Genomic DNA, 22,381 nt, shown 5'->3' on the forward strand with positions numbered 1-22,381 from the left:
TTATGAATTATGAAGTGGGAAGTGGGAAGTGGGGTGTGGGGAGAACAAAGCTGCCTTTTGCCTTTTGTATCCTGACGACCGTATCCTGACGGCCGAGAGCTATATTAATCGAGGGTGCAACGAATTTGAAGACAGCACCATTCTTGACGTTTCCACAGGGCAGCCACTGTCCAGCCTTGGGGTTCTAAAATATCTGTAACTGCTTGTGCTTGGGTGACAAGAATGCCGCTTAAAATTCCCCAAGTGGTGGGTTTTGCCAGACGGGTGATTTCGGGCATTAAAGCGATAATTGTCTCGGCTAAAATATTACAAACGATGCCATCAACACCATCGGGAATTAATTCTAATAACTCCTCGACACTACCCTGATTAACAGCTAAATTTTCGGGGTTAATCCCGTTGAGATGGCGATTACTGTACGTCGCATTCACCGCCAGGGGATCTATATCGACAGCATAAACTTTTTTAGCCCCCAATAAAATCGCCCCGATCGCCAGTATGCCGGAACCACAACCGATATCGGCGATAATTTTATTCTCTGGATTGCTACTTAAAAGCATTTCTAGGGATTCTAGACATAATTGGGTGGTGGGGTGGGTTCCTGTGCCGAAAGCGGAACCGGGGTCAATTTTAATCACCAATCTCCGGTTATTTTCCGGGGGATTTAACCAAGCAGGACAGATCAAAAAGCGATCGCCGATCTCGCTAATTTGCCAATGTTGTTTCCAACTGCTGGCCCAGTCTTCCTCGTCCATTAACTGCCAATAGCTGACAGGTTCAGAAAAACCTAAAATCAAAGCATCCTGCTTTAACCAGAGGCTTAGTGCCTCTAAATCGGGCAATTGCGCTTTAATTTCTGGTATATAGGCCTTAACCTCTAAAGAGGATTGTTTTTTAGCAGTGGCCGTTCCCGAACAGCCAAAATCTTCCAGTCTCCAGAAAACCGTTTCTTCGAGACTAGGTTCGCACAAAACCGTAATTTCCCACCAACTATTAGACATATATCAGTTATCAGCTTCTGAAGGCAAGAGGCAACAGGCAAGAGGCAAAAGACAGAATCTGACAATTCTCCTACCTAAAAAGAAGGTTAGAAACTAAGCACATCAAAGCTTTTAGCTTAACCAATTAGGTCTGAGATTCGGCCCTTGTTATCAGTTATCAGTTATCAGATTTGGGTTTTCAGTCAACAGTATTAAGTGGCAAGTGCAGAGCTTTCCTTTCACTGATTACTGTTGACTGTTTACTGATAACTGATTTAATCTAGAGTTTCACTGTGTAAGCATCGCGGATACCGGGGACTTTAGTAATTTCCGAGAGAAGACCTTCCGGTAGAGGATCATCGAGACTCAGGGCCATAACTGCATCACCGCGAATAATTTTGCGTCCTACCTGCATACTGGCGATATTGACATTAAAACTGCCTAAAAGTGCGCCAATTTTGCCGATAATACCGGGCATATCCTGGTGAAGGGTAAATAACATATGATTACTCGGTGGCACGTTAATGGGGAACTCATCGAGGTCAGTAATGCGGATTTCTCCCGTACTTAACAGCGCTCCGGTGACGGAATGGGTACCCATGGAACCATTAGCTTCCAAATGAATCGATCCCGAATAGTCGCGGGTGGAAGCATCCCGGGTTTCGATTACCCGGATACCGCGTTCCTTAGCTTCGATCGCCGCATTAACATAGTTTACCCGTTCCCGGAGGGCTTGGGAAAGTAAGCCCTTAATTGCCGCTACCACCAGAGGTTGACTGTCTTTAGTGGCCAATTCTCCCTGTAAACGGACATTTAACGAGTCACAGCGACCTCCTGCCAACTGACTGACAAGATTACCCATAGTTTCCGCTAATTGCAGGTAAGGGCGCAGTTTTTCCATAACATCGGGAGTTAGTCCGGGGATATTAACGGCCGAACGCGCTGGCAAACCGAGGAGGACATCGCGAATTTGTTCGGCCACATCAACAGCTACACCCACCTGTGCTTCCGTAGTCGATGCACCTAGGTGGGGAGTGAGGATGACGTTAGATAATTCTCTTAATCTAGATTCGCCTAAAGGTTCCTGTTCAAATACATCCAAGGCTGCCCCGGCGATTCTACCGGATTCGAGGGCTTCAATTAAAGCCAACTCATCGATAATGCCGCCTCTGGAACAGTTAATGATGCGAACCGTGGGTTTCATCTTAGCGATGGTTTCCCGACCGATGAGATGCTGGGTTTCGGCAGTTTTCGGGACGTGGAGAGTGATAAAGTCGGACTCAGCAAAGAGTAATTCTAGATCCACCAGGGTGCAACCGAGTTGATCGGCGCGTTCTTTGGAAATAAAGGGATCGTAGGCGAGAATTTTCATGCCTAGGGATCTAGCAACGGTGGCGACGTGGGAGCCAATTTTACCTAAACCGACGACTCCTAGGTTCTTTTTATAAACTTCTGTGCCGATAAAGCGATTTCTTTCCCATTTATTCGCTTTTACCGACTGATTGGCATTGGGAATATGACGGGAAAGGGATAACATCATGGCCAAGGCGTGTTCGGCAGCGGCGATCGTGTTACCTTCGGGAGAGTTAACGACAATAATACCCTGACGAGTGGCCGCAGGAACATCGATATTATCGACTCCTACCCCCGCGCGGCCGATAATTTGCAGTTTGCTGCCCGCTTCGACGATTTCTTTGGTGACGCGGGTACTGGAACGGAGCATCAGTGCGTCGTATTCGGGGATAATTTGAATGATTTCCTCAGCGGATAGTCCTGTTTTCACGTCCACTTGGGCAACCTGTGACAGAATTTCTACTCCTACCGGATCGATCGAATCGGATACCAGAACTTTGGCCATAATCTTTATAACGTGCTTTTTTCAGTCTACGGGCAAATGCTAGACCAATATTGGTATCTAGCCGCAATAGCCCATTTTAGAAGCAAAGGGTGCAGTCTATGGCAAAATTAGCGAAAAGATTTTAGGTTGTTATTCTTAATTGTCGTCCATGGGGTTGATGTCAGGCTCTTGCCGTTGTCACTGAGATATGCCTAATTTAATCACGGTGGCGATCAAGTTTTTCGCTCCTTTTTCTAAGGCTTTTTCTAGGGCTGTCATTGCTTCTATTTGAAAATTTCTAAGTAGCTGGTTATGATTAAATTAAAAATGGATTTTAAGTTCGATCCCCCCTGCCCCCCTTGATAAGGGGGGTTTCTGATAATTTTTAACGCCTACCTACTTATGATGTTCACACAGTAGAGAAAAAGCCAAAAACCTCCGTTATACTTAACGGAGGCTGGTTAATTAATTAACAATTTTCAGCTACAATTTCGCCCCACATTCAGGACAGAATTTATTATTCCAACTGTTAACCGCGCCACAACTGGGACAATTGTGCATTTCACAACCCCCGGTGACAATTTTCGGTAAACCAATCATACGGGCATTACTTTGGCCGGGGGCAACCATGGGATAACAATTTTCGTCTTTAGTCACGATCGCATTGACCAAAACTGGACCATCATGGGCCAACATTTCGGCAATTTTTGCGGCTAATTCATCTCGATGGCGAATAGTAATCCCTTTAATGCCGTAAGCTTGGGCTAACAGTTCCACATTTGGCATTCCCGCTTCCATATTGGAATTAGAATAACGTTCCCCATAGAAAGCTTCTTGCCATTGACGTACCATACCCTGCCAACCATTATTAATAATAATCGTCTTGGCATGAATATTAAATTGGGTTAGGGTGGCCAATTCCTGTAGATTCATTTGGAAACTGGAATCACCACTAATACAGATGACCTCCTCATCGGGAATAGCCACCTTTACCCCCATCGCAGCGGGTAAACCGAAACCCATCGTCCCCAATCCCGCGCTAGAAATCCAACGTCGGGGGCCATTTTTGAGGAATTGGGCCGCCCACATCTGATGCTGGCCCACATCGGTGGTATAGTAGGCGTGGGGTGCCTGACGGCCCACCTCAACGATTACTTCTTGGGGGGAAAGTCTGCCTTCCGGTAGGGGGACTTGCAGGGGATAATCTTGGCGCCAGCGCTCGATCTGGGCTAACCAAGCTTGGGTGCGATCGGAATTAGTGGGATAATCAAATTCTCTGGCTTTTTGGAGTATTTGTTCTAAAACTACCCGCACATCCCCGACAATCGGCACGTCAGGGGCGCGATTTTTGCCCACTTCCGCCGGGTCGATGTCCACATGAATTACCTTAGCTTTTGAGGCGAATTCGTCCAATTTCCCCGTTACTCGGTCATCAAAACGAGCGCCGACGGCAATTAATAAATCACACCCGGTCACGGCAAAATTAGCGTAGGCAGTGCCGTGCATTCCTAACATTCCCACCGAGAGGGGATGATGTTCATCAAAAGCACCGATCCCCATTAACGTGGTGGTGACGGGTAACTGAAAACGCTCGGCAAACTCGGCAATTTGGGCGTGGGCATTAGCCGCGATCGCACCTCCGCCAACGTAAAGTAAGGGTTTTTCGGCGGTTTCCAAGAGGTGCAAAGCGGCCTCGATTTGACGGCGATTACCCTTAACCGTGGGACGATAACCGGTTAGTTTCACATCTCCCGGTTCGACGGGGATATAATCGCATAGTTCTAAACCGACATCTTTGGGAATATCGACTAAAACCGGTCCCGGTCGTCCTGTACTGGCGATGTGGAAGGCTTCAGCGACGATTCTCGCTACTTCCCGGGCATTTCTAGCCACATAGGAATGTTTAACAATCGGGAGAGTAATACCATAAATATCGGTTTCTTGGAAAGCATCGGAACCGATGGCCGCCCGGCTGACCTGACCGGTGATAATTACCATCGGGATGGAGTCCATGTGTGCGTTAGCGATGCCTGTCACCAAATTGGTCGCCCCGGGGCCGGAAGTACCGAAACAGACCCCGACTTTGCCGGTGGCCCTAGCGTAGGCATCGGCGGCATGGGCGGCCGCTTGTTCGTGGCGCACTAAAATATGTTGTAATTCTCCCCGCTCTTCAAAGCGGTAGAGTTCGTCATAGATGGGCAGGATCGCACCTCCGGGATAACCGAAGATGTGCTTAACGCCATGACGTTTGAGACTGTCCATCAAGGCATAAGCACCAGAACAACGCTGGGGAACCGTTGTTAAAGAGTTATTGGGCTTGGGAAGTGATGAAACCACAGGGCAAACCGTCCAATTTCTAACTAGAGGGATAATTGCAATTCTGTTGCCTAGGATGCAACTTGAAAAATAGCAAAATTGATAACCTTATACTTTTAGTGTATTCCATCTCACCTTTTTGGCTGCAGTTTTTTTTCTTTTTGCATCTTACCCATGCAATATCTGGGAAGTGGGGTGTGGGGTGTGGGGTGTGGGGTGATGGGTAAGAGGGGAGATAAGATAATAAATATTGGTGATTTCACCTGATCTTGACTGAGCCTGGGAGTTTTATGAATAGTCTTTTGATTGCGGCTACGGATACCGATGCGGGTAAAACCGTTGTCACCACTGCTTTAGTGGCTTATTGGCAAAAATACTATCCATCCAAGGCCTTGGGGCTGATGAAATTAATGCAAACGGGTCAAGGCGATCGAGAATGGTATGAGGGCTTATTTCAGGGTCAATTAGAAATGATCACACCGCTGCAATATCAAGCACCCTTAGCGCCTCCTGTGGCTGCTGATTTGGAAGGTCGAGATATTCCTTTAGGGACAGTGTGGCAAGCTCTGCTGAACCTACAAAAAAGCCAAGATTTGGTTTTAATTGAGGGTTTGGGGGGTTTAGGTTGTCCTGTCACCCACGAGCTAACTTTGGCGGATTTAGCGGCTCAATGGCGGTTAAAAACCCTTTTGGTGGTGCCGGTGAAATTGGGGGCGATTTCCCAAACGGTGGCTAATATTGCCCTAGCAGAGCAAAAAAAGGTCAATTTGGGCGGAATTATCCTTAATTGTCTCGAACCGCGCACGGAGACGGAAATAGAGCAGTTAACACCGATCGATTTAATTCAATCCTTGACTAATTGTCCGGTTTTAGGTGTTTTTCCCTTTATCGAAGATCGTCGGGATTTGGATAAATTGGCCTCGGTGGTAGCTAGTTGGCCAGAAATTATCTAGAGCAGGAAACCGTACCAGATTTTGGAATTTTTGTCAAGAGATATTTGTTAAATATATATTATTTCTGATAAAAATATATATTTATTTGGAAAAGTTTAAGTTCTTTGGCAAAAATACAAAGTCTTATGAAAATTCTTGAAAAATTATGGCAAAAATCGGCAAATACGAGCAGAATTTCGGGACAATGGGAGCTAGAGGGATGGATTCGTCAATTAGTTAGCCGCACATTAGACCTCTTGTGAAAACTAAAAATTGTTGTTAGGGTTAGGAGTCAGTAGCCAGTAGTCAAGAGAATTAAGAATGAATAATAATTAACTAAATAGTCTATTTACAGATTTTAGGCAGTTTAGTTCTTATTTTTGCCGTTTTTGAACCCTCAAAAATTAATTATGCAAGAGGTTTAATAAAACGCATCCGTTCATCGCTGTTTGAGTTGCCTTTTTTCTTCTTGAGCATCACCAGAGAATGGGTATGACTACCAAATGACCAATTGGTGCGGTCAATACTCAATAGCCAGGGTTGAGGGATAGGGAGCCACTGGACTACAATGGGAGCTATTTCAATGGAGCGAGTAAAGAGAGTCTTGCTCCGTGCCATCCCTTTAGGAGGTTTGAGAGCTTGTTTCAAGGCGTTATACTGGGGAGCATCTCATTTATGCAAGTGAGTAATTATACTTGTCCCTAAAACTGGTTTCTGGCAAGGCTTTTAAAATAGCTTGACATAAAACCTGATTTAGGGGTTACAAAGGTGAGATGCTCCCTTATACTGGTTCACGGGGATTTCGAGATTAGTGCTATTTCTCATAAAACCCTACTCCCGCCTACTTTTCAAGTTTTTCCTCCTGTACTTAGATGACTATTAACTATGGTGATCTGCAAGAACCCTTTAATAAATTCTCAACCCTAGTTGAATTACTCCGTTATCGGGCAAGCAGTCAACCGGAACGCCTCGCCTATATTTTTCTGCGAGACGGAGAAATCGAAGAAGCTCGTTTAACCTATGGGGAACTGGATCAAAAGGCTAGGGCGATCGCCGCTTATCTACAATCCTTAGAAGCCGAGGGCGAAAGGGGTTTACTGCTCTATCCCCCAGGACTAGATTTTATTTCAGCTTTTTTTGGTTGCTTGTATGCGGGAGTCGTTGCCATTCCCGCCTATCCACCCCGACGCAATCAAAACCTTTTGCGTTTACAGGCGATTATTGCCGATTCTCAAGCCCGATTTACCTTCACCAATGCCGCTTTATTTCCCAGTTTAAAAAACCAATGGGCTAAAGACTCTGAATTAGGCGCAATGCAGTGGATTGTTACCGATGAAATTGACCATCACCTCAGGGAGGATTGGCTAGAACCAACCCTCGAAAAAAACAGTCTCGCTTTTCTACAATACACCTCTGGTTCAACGGGAACTCCAAAGGGAGTAATGGTCAGTCACCATAATTTGTTGATTAATTCAGCCGATTTAGATGGTGGTTGGGGCCATGATCAAGATAGCGTAATGGTCACTTGGCTACCGACCTTCCATGATATGGGTCTGATTTATGGGGTTATTCAGCCTTTGTACAAAGGATTTCTTTGTTACATGATGTCCCCTGCCAGCTTTATGGAACGACCGTTACGTTGGTTACAGGCCCTTTCTGATAAAAAAGCGACCCATAGTGCAGCCCCCAACTTTGCCTATGATCTTTGTGTGCGGAAAATTCCCCCTGAAAAACGGGCCACGTTAGACCTAAGCCATTGGTGCATGGCCTTAAATGGGGCTGAACCCGTCAGAGCGGAGGTACTAAAAAAGTTTGCGGAGGCTTTTCAAGTTTCTGGTTTCAAAGCCACGGCCCTTTGTCCTGGCTACGGTTTGGCAGAAGCCACCCTGAAAGTTACGGCGGTTAGTTATGACAGTCCCCCTTACTTTTATCCCGTTCAGGCTAATGCTTTAGAAAAAAATAAGATTGTGGGAGCCACTGAAACCGATACCAATGTGCAGACCCTCGTGGGCTGCGGCTGGACAACGATTGATACTCAAATCGTCATTGTCAATCCTGAAACCCTGAAACCTTGCTCCCCTGAAATTGTCGGCGAAATTTGGGTATCAGGTTCAACAATCGCCCAAGGCTATTGGGGAAAACCTCAAGAGACTCAGGAAACCTTTCAAGCTTATTTGGCAGATACAGGAGCCGGGCCTTTTCTGCGAACAGGAGACTTGGGCTTTATCAAAGACGGTGAATTATTTGTCACAGGTCGGCTCAAGGAAATTATTCTGATTCGAGGACGCAATAATTATCCCCAGGATATTGAATTAACCGTCCAAAATAGTCATCCCGCTCTGCGTCCCAGTTGTGGGGCTGCTTTTACCGTTGAAAATAAGGGCGAAGAAAAGCTCGTGGTCGTTCAGGAAGTGGAGCGCACCTGGCTCCGTAAGGTAGATATAGATGAGGTAAAAAGAGCCATTCGTAAAGCTGTTGTCCAGGAATATGATTTACAGGTTTATGCGATCGCGCTGATCAGGACTGGCAGTTTACCAAAAACCTCTAGCGGTAAAATTCAGCGTCGTAGCTGTCGGGCCAAATTTTTAGAGGGAAGCCTGGAAATTTTGGGCTAAGAAAATTTCTCGATCGGCACTTAATGTGTTAAATTCGTATGTCGATTGAAACTTCGACCAATTCTTTCTCTCCCCTTAAGTCCACGTCTCTGGATTTGAAAATTCCTTAAACTTTAACTACATTTCTAAAGAAAGCAAACTGAGTCTAATGTCCACAGAAATCCCAAACGACAAAAAACAACCGACCCTAACGAAAATTCAAAACTGGTTAGTAGCTTACATGACAGAGATGATGGAAGTGGACGAAGATGAGATTGATCTGAGCGTTCCCTTTGATGAATATGGTCTCGATTCTTCTATGGCAGTTGCCTTGATCGCTGATCTAGAAGATTGGCTAGGACGAGATTTAGATCGCACGCTGATCTACGATTATCCGACACTAGAAAAGTTGGCGAAACAGGTTAGTGAACCCTGACATTTTGGGCTGATGGGGTGGCAAGCCGCTTGAAAATGAGACAGGGTGTGGGGTGTGGGGGGTAGGGAAAAAGCTTGGGACTTTTCCCGAAAGTTGGCTAAAAAATAACAGTTTTAAAAAACTTGCGTTTTTTGGATCATCCTAGCAAAGATGGATGATTATACTGAGTTCTGGTAAAGTGAATTGTTCGCCAATCCAAAAACGAAGTGTCCCACTAGGGAGTATTCCCTAAAGGAATCCCATCAAGGTAATCTGACTTCTGACTTGTACCATCAAGAAAGGAAAACCTAGATGAATCCCCCAACAGCTTAACCCAGAACAACTCATTCAAGTTTATCGACTTGAGCAAACTAACAGCTTGAATTGGCCAAAACAAAAATCATTACTACTATTGAGAAATCTAAAATCATGTCGGACAGTAACCCTATTGACAATCAGCAATCCCCTAGAACTCTCAAACTGAATAATACTAATTATCGTCACAATCTCGAATCTGACTATACCGAAAAAATTGAAACCCTTGCAAAAAGCTTTGATTATGCCAGTAATAGTGAGCATCTATGGGGAGACCCTGAACTGTCGATTTTGTATGGAACTCCCCTCTATGAACAAGCTTCCGCTTCTCAAAAGTTAGCTCTCAATCATTTATATTGGGGCGCACAGTATGATTACATTGCTGCTAGTGAAGCCAGTACGATTAACTACAATCAAGTGACGGCGGGTGTCTTTGCTAAGGTCGGTGGCTACGATTCTCTTTGCTTGACCTTGGATCATGAAAGCAATCAAGAAAAATACCATATCCATGCCTTTCAAACTATTGGTAGTAAAACAAAATTTGCTCTTTTAGGCAAACAGGCTTTTAAGCTGAAACCCAACAAAAATACTACCAGTAAAGCGGATAAAAGTAAGAAAATAACCTCAAGAGTGGGAGAACAAATTTTAAATCTTACTTCGGTTTCCTCCTACTCAGAATTGCAATATAAAGGTTTACGTTCTTTAAGTAAAGCTCTGCTCAACAACTCATCAAAGTATTATTCTTCTCATTTGCTAGATTTAGAGAAAAAAGGTGTATTTCTAAATGCTTCTAACAAAGGCTACTTTGGGGTGGCAAATCCTCAGTTTTTGCTGCAATTTTTTGCCTTTCATTGGGGCAGTTCTCCCTTTTTAGCCTGTCAGCACTATACCTATCGTTTAACGGGTAATATGGGCTTAAAAAACTATGAATATCAATATTCTCGCTATTTGAGAGAACTAGAAAGAAAAGGGGAGTTTATTCCTGTTCCTACAGCAGTTTCCCATTATCATCTTTTAGATGAAGCTTTTCATACCACGACTTCCCAATTGATTGGCCGTGATTTATACAAAGAGTTTTCTAAGCCAACAGCCTATGAACAGTTTATCGGCAATTTAGTTTTTTATCGGATGCAACAAGGCTTTTTAGGAAGTTTATCCTTGGGGATGGTGTCTATTTTCCGACAGGATGCTGCTTTTTTATCCTATTACGATAAGATTTTGCGTTCTCCTTTGTTTGGAATGTCAGCAGAGGAGTCTCTATATTGGCTAGAAAGATGTTTATGTCAAGAGCATCAGGGCTTCGATGTACAAGTTAAGTATCATCAAAAAATGCTGAAGAATATGTTACGTTTGACCGATAGTTTGGATTATCTATGGCCAGTTAACCGTGAAATGCGGCTCATGAAAGCTGGGGGGTCAATTGAACGGGCGATCACCAATAACATTAAAGCTTTTCTTCAATTTAAAGAAACTGTAACCGTATTAAATTAGAAAAACCGCAGTGAGGAATTTGAGAGGAATTTGAATGGAACCCATCGCAATTATTGGTCTTGGTTGCCGCTTTCCAGGGGCTGACAATCCAGAGGCTTTCTGGCAACTCATGCGAAATGGGGTGGATGCGATCGCCGATATTCCTCCTGAACGTTGGGATATTGAGCGTTTCTACGATCCCACACCTGCCACTGCCAAGAAGATGTATAGTCGCCAGGGCGGTTTTCTAAAAAATGTCGATCAATTTGACCCTCAATTTTTCCGAATTTCTCCCCTAGAAGCCACCTATCTAGATCCTCAACAAAGACTGCTACTGGAAGTCACCTGGGAAGCCTTAGAAAATGCTGCCATTGTGCCTGAAACCTTAGCTGGTAGCCAATCAGGGGTTTTTATTGGTATCAGTGATGTGGATTATCATCGTTTGGCTTATCAAAGTCCTACTAACTTGACCGCCTATGTGGGTACAGGCAACAGCACCAGTATTGCGGCTAACCGTTTATCATATCTGTTTGATTTGCGTGGCCCCAGTTTGGCCGTAGATACCGCTTGCTCTTCTTCCCTCGTCGCCGTTCACTTGGCCTGTCAGAGTTTGCAAAGTCAAGAATCGAACCTCTGCTTAGTGGGGGGAGTTAATCTCATTTTGTCGCCAGAGACAACCGTTGTTTTTTCCCAAGCGAGAATGATCGCCCCCGACAGTCGTTGTAAAACCTTTGACGCGAGGGCCGATGGTTATGTGCGCTCGGAAGGCTGTGGAGTAGTCGTACTTAAACGTCTTAGGGATGCCATTCAGGACGGCGATCGCATTTTAGCAGTGATTGAAGGTTCCGCGGTGAATCAGGATGGTTTAAGTAATGGACTCACGGCCCCTAATGGCCCTGCTCAACAGGCGGTGATTCGTCAGGCCCTGGCAAATGCCAAGGTAAAACCGGCCCAGATTAGCTATGTCGAAGCCCATGGCACGGGGACAGAATTGGGGGATCCGATCGAAGTTAAATCTCTGAAAGCGGTTTTGGGTGAAAAGCGATCGCTCGATCAAACCTGTTGGCTCGGTTCTGTGAAAACCAACATTGGTCATTTAGAAGCGGCGGCGGGAATGGCGGGTCTGATTAAAGTCGTTCTCTGCCTACAACACCAAGAAATTCCCCCTAATCTCCACTTTAAAACCCTTAATCCCTATATTTCCCTAGCTGACACAGCTTTTGCGATTCCCACTCAGGCTCAACCCTGGCGGACCAAACCCCCTAAGTCTGGTGAAAACGGTGTCGAACGACGTTTAGCCGGTATCAGTTCCTTTGGGTTTGGGGGGACAAATTCCCATGTGATTCTTAGCGAAGCTCCTGTCACCGTTAAAAATAATCAACAAAATGGGCAGAAGTTGATAGAACGTCCCTTGCATTTGCTAACTTTATCTGCCAAGAATGAAGAAGCCTTAAAAGCCTTAGTCCGTTGTTATCAAAAGTATTTAGCTGATCATCATGAAATTCCTCTCGCTGATGTTTGTTTTACGGCCAATAGTCGGCGATCGCACTTTAATCATCGTTTAGGAGTAGTGGCTAGAGATCGCTTAGAAATGTTGCAGAAGTTAGAGAACTTTAGTAACCAAGAAAGGATGAGAGAACCGAAGAGTATTAACAAAAAGAAAAAACCTAAAATTGTTTTTCTATTTGCCGGTCAAGGTTCTCAATATGTAGGTATGGGTCGTCAACTGTACGAAACCCAACCCATCTTTCGCCAAACCTTGGATCGCTGTGCTGAAATCCTGCGACCCCATTTAGATCAACCCCTCTTAGAAATTCTTTATCCTGCTGACCTAGAACCGGAAAAAGCGAGTTTTTACCTGGAGCAGACTGCCTATACCCAACCTGCTTTATTCGCATTCGAGTATGCCCTAGCACAGTTATGGCGTTCCTGGGGAATAGAACCAGCGGCAGTAATTGGTCATAGTGTCGGTGAATATGTGGCGGCTACTGTTGCCGGAGCCTTAAGCTTAGAAGACGGATTAACGCTAATTGCCAAGCGAGGAAAACTGATGCAATCTCTCCCTCAAGAAGGGACAATGATCGCCGTTTTTGCCGCAGAAGAGCGGGTTAAAGCTGTTATTGAGCCTTATACAAACGAAGTAGCGATCGCTGCTGTTAATGGACCAGAAAATTTTGTTATTTCAGGAAAAGCGCCGATTATTGCTGAGATTATCATTCATTTAACGGCAGCAGGAATAGAAGTTCGTCCTCTCAAAGTTTCCCATGCTTTTCACTCGCACCTGTTGGAGCCAATTTTAGATTCCTTAGAACAGGAAGCTGCTGCTATTTCCTACCAACCCCTGCAAATTCCCTTAGTTGCTAATTTAACGGGGGAAGTTCTACCAGAAGGAGCAACGATTGAGGCTTGTTACTGGCGAAATCATGCACGCAACCCTGTACAATTTTATGGGAGTATCCAAACGCTGATCGAGCAGAAATTCAGTCTTTTTTTAGAAGTTAGCCCTAAACCGACTTTATCTCGATTGGGTCAACAATGTTGTCCAGAAACATCAGCTACCTGGCTATTTTCCCTCGCCCCTCCTCAAGAAGAAGAACAAAGCCTACTAAATAGTTTGGCGATTCTCTATGATTGCCAAGGAGCCGAAATAAACTGGGAAGGTTTTAATCAAAATTATCCCCACCATTTACTGGCTCTACCGACCTATCCTTTTCAACGTCAACGCTATTGGCTTGAAACCATTAAACCGACTTCTGAAGAAACAACCATGACGACCAATGCCACTAATGTCCAAGCTATCTCCAGCAATCAAAAACAACAGGAGATTCTAATCACATTGCAAACCCTAGTGGGAAATTTACTGCAATTGTCCCCTGCTGATGTCAATGTTCATACACCTTTCCTGGAGATGGGGGCAGATTCCATTGTCATGGTTGAGGCGGTCAGACGGATTGAGAATACCTATAACGTTAAAATTGCTATGCGTCAGTTATTTGAGGAGTTATCAAATTTAGATGCTTTAGCTATTTATTTGGCTCAAAATCTGGCTAATGATTTCCAGAATACTCAAGTTAATACCGAGGTGTTTTCTGCGCCCATTGCCTGCTCAAATAACCGATCGCCCAATGTCGTGCTGAGTTCTAATACCAACGGCTTTCAAGGTCAAACGGCTTCTCCAAAGGTTTCGGCGATCGCCCCAAATAGCACAGTTTCTCAAGAGCCTGTACCACAGCCAAGGGTTCTGGCAGCATCAGGTTCAAGCGTTCCTAGTTCTGCCCTGGAAAATATTATGGGTCAACAGTTACAACTGATGGCCAAACAGTTAGAGGTCTTGCAAACGGCCAATTTTGCCCCGACTATCCCCATCAGCAAGGAAAATCCCCCCTCTGCGGTTGATCAAAATAGAGCCAACGGGATTAATCAGAAGTTGATTCCCCCCCAGCAATTAGCGGCGAACCTAGGGCCAATAGCCAGTCGCACCCGTCAAACCAGTAATCAAGCTTCTGCTCCCCAACCGACAGTAACAGCCACTCCCTGGGGGCCGAAAAAACCACCCACAGGTGGATTAACTCCCCAACAACAGCAACATCTAGACGCATTAATTGCTCGCTTTACGGAACGTACCAAAACTTCTAAGCAAATTGTGCAACGCGATCGCTCTGTTTTAGCAGATAGTCGAGCCTCGGTCGGATTCCGTATGTCCATTAAAGAGATGCTTTATCCCATTGTGGCCCAACGTTCTCAAGGGTCAAGAATTTGGGATGTGGACGGTAATGAATATATTGATATGACGATGGGGCAAGGGGTAACGCTGTTTGGGCATCAACCTGACTTCATTATGTCGGCCCTACAAAGCCAACTCGCCGAAGGTATTCATCTCAATCCGCGATCGCCGATAGTGGGAGAAGTGGCCGCCTTAATTTGTGAACTAACAGGAGCCGAACGAGCTTGTTTTTGCAACTCTGGAACCGAAGCAGTCATGGCTGCCATCCGTATTGCTAGGGCAACAACAGGTCGCAGTAAAATTGCCATCTTTGAAGGTTCCTATCATGGCCATGCGGACGGAACCCTTTTTAGAAACCAAATTATTGATAATCAACCCCACTCCCTTCCCCTAGCTCTAGGGGTTCCCCCCAGCCTTGGTTCCGATGTGGTGGTATTAGACTATGGCAGTGCGGAGGCTTTGGATTATTTAACAAGCCAGGGACAGGATTTAGCGGCGGTCTTAGTAGAACCGGTTCAAAGTGGCAATCCTCTACTACAACCCAAGCAATTTCTCCAAAGTCTGCGACAAATTACCAGTCAGATGGGCATTGCTCTAATTTTTGATGAAATGATTACGGGTTTTCGCTCACATCCAGGGGGAGCGCAAGCTTTATTTGGAGTACAGGCGGATATTGCCACCTATGGCAAAGTCGTTGGGGGGGGAATGCCCATTGGGGTCATAGCGGGTAAGGCCGATTATCTGGACGGCATTGACGGGGGAATGTGGCGTTATGGCGATAAATCCTATCCTGGGGTGGACAGAACCTTTTTTGGCGGAACCTTTAATCAGCATCCTTTAGCGATGGTGGCGGCTAGGGCTGTTCTTAGCCATTTGAAGGAGCAGGGGCCAGGTCTGCAACAACAATTAACAGAACGCACTGCGGCCTTAGCCAATACCCTCAATCGCTATTTTCAAGCAGAAGACGTTCCCATTAAAATTGAACAGTTTAGTTCTTTCTTCCGGTTTGCCCTCTCTGGCAATTTGGATTTACTTTTTTATCACATGGTAGAAAAAGGTATTTATGTCTGGGAATGGCGTAAACATTTTCTTTCGACAGCCCATACGGAAGCTGATCTTGCTCAATTTGTCCAAGCGGTTAAAGATAGCGTCACAGAATTGCGTCAGGGAGGTTTTATCCCCGCAAAAAAGCCTTCCTGGTCAGTGCCAACGCCTCAAATTGATCCCCCCCTAACCCCCCTTGATAAGGTAGGGAGTGATCAAGTCCCTCTCACCGAAGCCCAGCGACAACTGTGGATTTTGGCCCAATTAGGAGACAACGGCTCGACTGCCTATAATCAATCAGTGACATTGCAATTAAGCGGCCCGTTAAATCCCGTTGCGATGACCCGGGCGATTCAACAAATCAGCGATCGCCATGAAGCGTTACGAACCAAAATTAATGCCCAGGGAGATAGTCAAGAAATCCTGCCCCAGGTCGAAATTAACTGCCCTATCTTAGACTTCAGTCTTGACCAAGCTTCGGCCCAACAGCAAGCAGAACAATGGTTAAAGGAAGAAAGTGAAAAACCCTTTGATTTGAGCCAAGGTTCTCTGGTGCGTTGGCATCTACTTAAATTAGAACCAGAATTACATTTATTAGTATTAACAGCCCATCACATTATCAGTGACGGTTGGTCAATGGGGGTAATTCTCCGAGAATTAGGAGAGTTATATTCAGCCAAATGTCAGGGTATTACGGCTAATCTTAAAACCCCAAAACAGTTTCGAGAATTGATTGAATGGCAAAGCCAGCCCAGCCAAGGGGAAGAACTGAAAAAACAGCAAGCTTATTGGTTAACAACGCTTGTCAATCCGACCGTTTTGAATTTACCCACTGACAAACTTCGTCCAGCTTTACCCAGTTACCAAGCCAATCGTCAAAGTCTAACTTTAGATAGCCAATTTACAGAAAAACTAAAACAATTTAGTCGTAAACAGGGCTGTACTTTGCTAATGACTCTGTTATCAGTTTATAACATTCTCATTCATCGTTTGACGGGACAGGATGATATTCTGGTGGGTCTGCCAGCGTCTGGACGTGGCCTTTTAGATAGTGAAGGAATGGTGGGGTATTGCACTCATTTTTTACCCATTCGTAGTCAATTTACAGGGAATCCCACTTTTGCTGATTATCTCAAACAAATGCGGGGGGTTTTGTTGTCGGCTTATGAACATCAGGACTATCCCTTTGCCTTGTTGCTCAATCAGTTAGATTTACCGCGTAATACCAGTCGCTCTCCTTTAATTGATGTCAGTTTCAATTTAGAACCAGCCATTAATTTACCCAAAATGAAAGGATTAGAGATTAGTTTACTGCCTCAAAAGGTTAGTTTTAGGGATCGAGATTTGCACTTGAATGTGACAGAAATAGGCGGAGAAGCTCTGGTTGACTGTGACTACAATACGGATTTATTTGAGGATGAAACGATTCAGCGTTGGTTAGGCCATTTCCAAACCTTACTTGAGGCAGTTATTAATGATCCGCGACAAAATTTGCGGGAATTGCCCTTATTAAGTCCTGCTGAACGACAACAGTTATTAGTGGATTGGAATGATACCAAGACCGACTATCCTCAAGATCTGTGTATTCATCAATTATTTGAAGCGCAAGTTGAACGGACTCCCGATGCGATCGCGGTCGTCTTTGAAAACCAACATTTAACATACACCGAGTTAAATTGTCGAGCCAATCAGTTAGCCCATTATTTGCAAACTTTAGGAGTCGGGCCAGAGGTCTTAGTCGGCATTTTGGTAGAACGTTCTTTGGAAATGATTGTTGGCTTATTAGGAATTCTCAAAGCTGGGGGAGCCTATGTACCTCTTGATCCTGACTATCCCATTGAACGTCTTCAATTTATGTTAGAAGATAGTCAGGTTTCATTTTTGATTACCCAACGTTCTTTATTGGCCGTATTACCTCCTTCTCAAGCTAATGTTATTTGTTTAGATGAGATTGAAGAGCAGGTTTCTCAATATCCTCAAGATAATCTTCAAAATGGATTAACTATTGCTAGTTTAGCGAATGTGATTTACACCTCTGGCTCTACAGGAAAACCGAAAGGGGTAATGGTTGAGCATAAGGGTTTAGTTAATTTAGCTCTTGCTCAAATTCAGCGTTTTGGAGTCAACCATAAGAGCCGTGTGCTGCAATTTGCTTCTTTTAGTTTTGATGCTTGTATTTCGGAAATCTTGATGACTTTTGGCTCTGGAGCGACTCTTTGTCTTGCTCCAAAAGATGATTTGTTGCCAGGTCAGCCATTAATTGAACAGTTAGTAAAGAATGGAATTACCCATGTGACTTTGCCGCCTTCAGCTTTAGCGGTTTTACCCAAGGAATTGTTACCCAACTTACAAACCTTAATTGTGGCGGGTGAAGCTTGTCCTCTGGATTTGGTGAAACAATGGTCGGTGGGAAGAAACTTTTTTAATGCCTATGGTCCAACGGAAACAAGTGTTTGTGCTTCGATTGGACAATGTTATCAGGATGATTTGAAAGTCACGATTGGTAAGGCGATCGCCAATGCCCAAATTTACATTTTAGATTCTTATCTTCAGCCATTACCTATCGGGGTGGTCGGAGAATTGCACATTGGCGGGGTTGGTTTGGCGCGGGGTTATTTAAACAGGCCTGAGTTAACGGCGGAGAAATTTATTGCAAATCCGTTTGCTTCCCTTGATCCCCCCCTAACCCCCCTTGATAAGGGGGGAGAGCAACCATCAAAATTGTATAAAACGGGAGATTTAGCCCGTTATTTACCCGATGGCAATATTGAGTATCTGGGACGGATTGATAATCAGGTCAAAATTCGCGGTTTTCGCATTGAGTTAGGAGAAATTGAAGCGGCTTTACTTTCCCATCCTCAGGTACGAGAAGCGGTAGTTTTGGTGAATGAAAGCGATCGCCCTGAAGATCGGGCTTTGGTAGCCTATGTTGTCCTTAATGATCCTGCTTGTACGACTCAATCATTACGAGAGTTTGTTAAACGGCAACTTCCCGACTACATGATTCCCGCCTATTGGCTTGTGCTAGAAAATTTACCGTTAACCAACAATGGCAAAATTGATCGTCGTGCGTTACCGTTGCCCAATCCAGAGTTACATCGTTCGGTAGATTATGTGGCTCCTGACAATCCTACCCAGGAGGCGATCGCCGCTATTTTTGGTCAAGTTTTAAAACTGGAAAAAGTAGGAATTGATGATAATTTTTTTGAGATTGGTGGTAATTCTTTGCAAGCCACTCAAGTTATTTCAAGGTTACGAGAAAGTTTTGCCCTAGAGTTACCCCTGCGTCGTCTGTTTGAACAACCGACTGTGGCGGATTTGGCTTTAGCCGTAACGGACATTCATGCCACTTTACAAAAACTACAAACCCCTATTGATAACTTATCAGGCGATCGCGAGGAAATTGAACTATGAAATCTATTGAAACCTTTTTGTCAGATTTAGCCAATCAAGATATTAAACTCTGGATGGACGGCGATCGCCTGCGTTGTAATGCTCCCCAGGGCCTATTGACCCCAGAGATTCAAACAGAACTGAAAAACCGTAAAGCAGAAATCATTCAATTTCTTGAGCAACTGGGTTCAGAGGAGCAGGTTAGCTCTAGAACCATTCTTCCGACTGCCCGTGATACCCAATTACCCCTCTCCTTTGCCCAGGCGCGACTTTGGTTTCTGTATCAATTAGAAGGAGCCACAGGAACCTATAACATGACAGGGGCCTTGAGTTTAAGCGGGCCTCTTCAGGTCGAAGCCCTCAAACAAGCCCTAAGAACCATCATTCAGCGTCATGAATCACTACGTACCAGTTTTCAATCGGTTGACGGGGTTCCAGTGCAGGTGATTAATCCCTATCCTGTTTGGGAATTAGCGATGGTTGATTTGACAGGAAAGGAGACAGAAGCAGAAAAATTGGCCTATCGGGAATCCCAAACCCCCTTTGATTTAACCCAGAGTCCTTTACTGAGGGTAACGCTCCTCAGATTGCAACCGGAAAAGCATATTTTATTAATTAATATGCACCATACTATTTCTGATGGCTGGTCAATCGGTGTTTTTGTTCGTGAATTGTCCCATCTCTATGGGGCTTTTGTTGCGGGTAAAGAACCAACTTTACCGACTTTACCAATTCAATATGCCGATTTTGCTGTTTGGCAGCGAGAGTGGTTACAGGGTAAGGTTTTAGGGACTCAATTGGAATATTGGAAGCGACAATTGGCAGATGCTCCTCCTCTGCTGGAACTGCCCACTGATCGCCCTCGTCCCGCAATCCAAACCTTTCAAGGCAAGACAGAAAGATTTGAGCTAGATAGGAAACTGACCCAAGAATTAAAGGCATTAAGTCAACAGTCGGGTTGTACTTTATTTATGACTTTGTTGGCCGCTTTTGGGGTGGTTTTATCCCGTTATAGTGGCCAGACTGATATCGTCATTGGTTCGGCGATCGCCAACCGTAATCGCCAAGACATTGAGGGGTTAATTGGCTTTTTTGTTAACACTTTGGCGTTGAGGTTAGATTTATCAGAAAAACCCAGCTTTGCCGCTTTTTTAAAACAAGTACAGGAAGTCACTCAGGATGCCTATGAGCATCAAGACTTGCCCTTTGAAATGTTAGTGGAAGAATTACAACTAGAGCGCAAATTAGACCGTAATCCCCTTGTTCAGGTGATGTTTGCCCTTCAAAATGCGGCCAATGAAACCTGGAATTTACCTGGGTTGGCTATTGAAGAAGTGTCTTGGGAGCTTGATTCTGCCCGTTTTGACTTAGAGATTCATTTATCAGAAGTTAACGACGGCATAGCTGGATTCTGTTGCTACAACATTGACTTATTTGATGGCTCAACGATCGCCCGTCTATTGGAACATTTTCAGAATCTTCTCAGGGCGATTATTGTTAATCCTCAAGAGTCGGTAAGCCTATTACCTTTATTGTCAGAACAGGAACAAAAGCAACTTTTAGTTGATTGGAATCAAACCCAAGCCGATTATCCTAAAGATAAGCTTGTCCATCAGTTATTTGAAGCTCAAGCAGTCAGTCAGCCAGAGGCGATCGCGCTCATCTTTGAAAATCAAGCTTTAACCTATAGAGAATTAAACAATCGTGCCAATCAGTTAGCCCACTATCTTCAGTTATTAGGGGTTAGTCAAGAACAAATCGTCGGAGTCTATTTTGACCGTTCTTTAGAGATGGTAATCGGACTTTTAGGGATTCTCAAAGCAGGAGCGGCCTATCTCCCTATTGATCCAGAATATCCCTCAGTACGCACCCAATTTATCCTCGAAGATACTCAACTTTCGCTCCTCTTAACCCAAGCGAAACTGGCAGAAAAACTCTCCCAAACTCAAACCCAAATTATCTGCCTAGATAGAAACTGGCCAGAGATTGCATCCCGGCCTCAGACAAACCCAGACCTAAAGGTAGAATCCAGTCATCTAGCCTATTGTATTTATACCTCTGGTTCCACAGGACAACCCAAAGGCGTACTAATTCCCCATCAAGCCTTACTCAATTTAATCAGTTGGCATCAACAAACTTTTCAGCTTAGTTCTTTAGATAAAACGACCCAATTAGCTGGAGTTGCTTTTGATGCTATGGTTTGGGAATTATGGCCTTCTCTCGCCGCAGGGGCTTGTATTCATCTGGTTCCCCAAAATATTTTGGTTTCACCAACAGATTTACGCGATTGGTTACTTAATCAAGAAATTACCATTAGTTTTGTGCCAACCCCTGTAGCCGAAAAATTATTATCCTTGGATTGGCCTGAGCATTCTTGCCTCAAAACCCTGTTACTGGGGGGTGACAAACTTCATTTTTATCCTGCTGCGTCCCTTCCCTTTCAGGTGATTAACAACTATGGCCCAACGGAAAATACAGTGGTTGCGACCTCTGGACTGGTCAAATCACCAACGTTCGATCACTTTTCGGCCCCGACCATCGGTAAGGCGATCGCCAACGTCCAAATCTATTTACTAGACCAAAACCTACAACCTGTACCGATTGGTGTACCAGGAGAATTACATTTAGGCGGAGCAGGGTTAGCACGAGGTTATCTCAATCGCCCTGAGTTAACGGCTGAAAAATTTATTGCCAATCCCTTTGATCCCCCCCTAACCCCCCTTGATAAGGGGGGAGAAGAACCCTCAAAACTCTATAAAACGGGAGACTTAGCCCGTTATTTACCCGATGGCAATGTAGAATTTTTGGGACGTATTGACAATCAGGTAAAAATTCGGGGTTTTCGCATCGAAATTGGAGAAATTGAAACCGTTTTAAGTCAATATTTCCTCTTAGCTGAAAGTGTAGTCGTTGCCAAGGAAGATAATACTGGGAATAAACGTCTCGTTGCTTACCTGGTTCCTGCCCTGCAAAATGAGGCCCTACCAGAGCAATTAGCTCAATGGCAAAATGAATATATCAGTGATTGGCAGAGTCTCTATGAAAGAACCTATAGTCAAGGGCAAGACAGCCTAGCTGATCTCACTTTTAATATCACGGTTTGGAATAGCAGTTATACCCGCCAACCGCTTCCTGCTTCAGAGATGCGAGAGTGGGTTGAAAACACTGTTAGTCGCATCTTAGCCTTGCAACCAGAACGCGGTTTAGAAATTGGTTGTGGTACAGGTTTGTTACTCTCCAGGGTAGCAAAGCATTGTCTTGAATATTGGGCAACGGATTATTCCCAAGGGGCGATCCAGTATGTTGAACGGGTTTGCAATGCCGTTGAAGGTTTAGAACAGGTTAAATTACGCTGTCAAAT

Annotated in this window: 9 protein-coding genes and 1 pseudogene; 6 read left to right on the forward strand and 4 right to left on the reverse strand. The window is 44.6% G+C overall.

The window, feature by feature from the left end; all coding sequences use genetic code 11:
- Positions 1-104: 104 nt before the first annotated feature.
- The 3 genes from prmA to ilvB all read right to left on the reverse strand — a co-directional run bounded on the left by prmA (position 105) and on the right by ilvB (position 5,154).
- Positions 105-1,001, reverse strand: coding sequence for a 50S ribosomal protein L11 methyltransferase (gene prmA / locus H6G40_RS14970; RefSeq protein ID WP_069475186.1), 897 nt, complete (start codon positions 999-1,001; stop codon positions 105-107).
- Positions 1,002-1,260: 259 nt separating this feature from the next.
- Positions 1,261-2,838, reverse strand: coding sequence for a phosphoglycerate dehydrogenase (serA, locus tag H6G40_RS14975; protein ID WP_002733093.1), 1,578 nt, complete (start codon positions 2,836-2,838; stop codon positions 1,261-1,263).
- A gap of 462 nt (positions 2,839-3,300) precedes the next feature.
- On the reverse strand, positions 3,301-5,154 hold the full coding sequence (gene ilvB / locus H6G40_RS14980; protein ID WP_002752240.1) for a biosynthetic-type acetolactate synthase large subunit: 1,854 nt from the start codon (positions 5,152-5,154) through the stop codon (positions 3,301-3,303).
- Between the two features lie 269 nt (positions 5,155-5,423).
- Between ilvB and bioD the strand changes: the two genes are divergently transcribed.
- Positions 5,424-6,086 carry a dethiobiotin synthase gene (gene bioD, locus H6G40_RS14985; protein ID WP_002733082.1) on the forward strand — a complete coding sequence of 221 codons (663 nt, stop codon included), beginning with the start codon at positions 5,424-5,426 and terminating at the stop codon, positions 6,084-6,086.
- A gap of 393 nt (positions 6,087-6,479) precedes the next feature.
- Here bioD and H6G40_RS14990 read toward each other — a convergent pair.
- Positions 6,480-6,713: pseudogene (locus tag H6G40_RS14990) on the reverse strand (IS4 family transposase); the annotation flags it as partial.
- A gap of 224 nt (positions 6,714-6,937) precedes the next feature.
- On the opposite strand from H6G40_RS14990, the gene H6G40_RS14995 reads away from it, so the two are divergent.
- From H6G40_RS14995 to H6G40_RS15015, 5 genes are all read left to right on the forward strand, one after another.
- Entirely contained in the window at positions 6,938-8,680 is a 1,743-nt protein-coding gene (locus H6G40_RS14995) for a fatty acyl-AMP ligase (RefSeq protein WP_190537898.1), read from the forward strand.
- 148 nt (positions 8,681-8,828) lie between these two features.
- Entirely contained in the window at positions 8,829-9,095 is a 267-nt protein-coding gene (locus tag H6G40_RS15000) for an acyl carrier protein (RefSeq protein ID WP_002804145.1), read from the forward strand.
- A 408-nt stretch (positions 9,096-9,503) separates the two neighbouring features.
- Positions 9,504-10,880 (forward strand): hypothetical protein, encoded by a 1,377-nt coding sequence (locus H6G40_RS15005; protein ID WP_069475188.1) that lies wholly within the window; start codon positions 9,504-9,506, stop codon positions 10,878-10,880.
- A 34-nt stretch (positions 10,881-10,914) separates the two neighbouring features.
- Positions 10,915-19,041: a hybrid non-ribosomal peptide synthetase/type I polyketide synthase gene (locus H6G40_RS23345; protein WP_069475189.1), complete on the forward strand. Its 8,127-nt coding sequence runs from the start codon at positions 10,915-10,917 to the stop codon at positions 19,039-19,041.
- Positions 19,038-22,381 (forward strand): amino acid adenylation domain-containing protein (locus tag H6G40_RS15015; RefSeq protein ID WP_190537900.1); only part of this gene is annotated, 3,344 nt, incomplete at its 3' end. The genes H6G40_RS23345 and H6G40_RS15015, both read left to right, overlap by 4 nt.

It is taken from the genome of Microcystis viridis FACHB-1342 (assembly GCF_014698335.1).
GTDB classification, from domain to species: Bacteria; Cyanobacteriota; Cyanobacteriia; order Cyanobacteriales; family Microcystaceae; genus Microcystis; species Microcystis ichthyoblabe_A.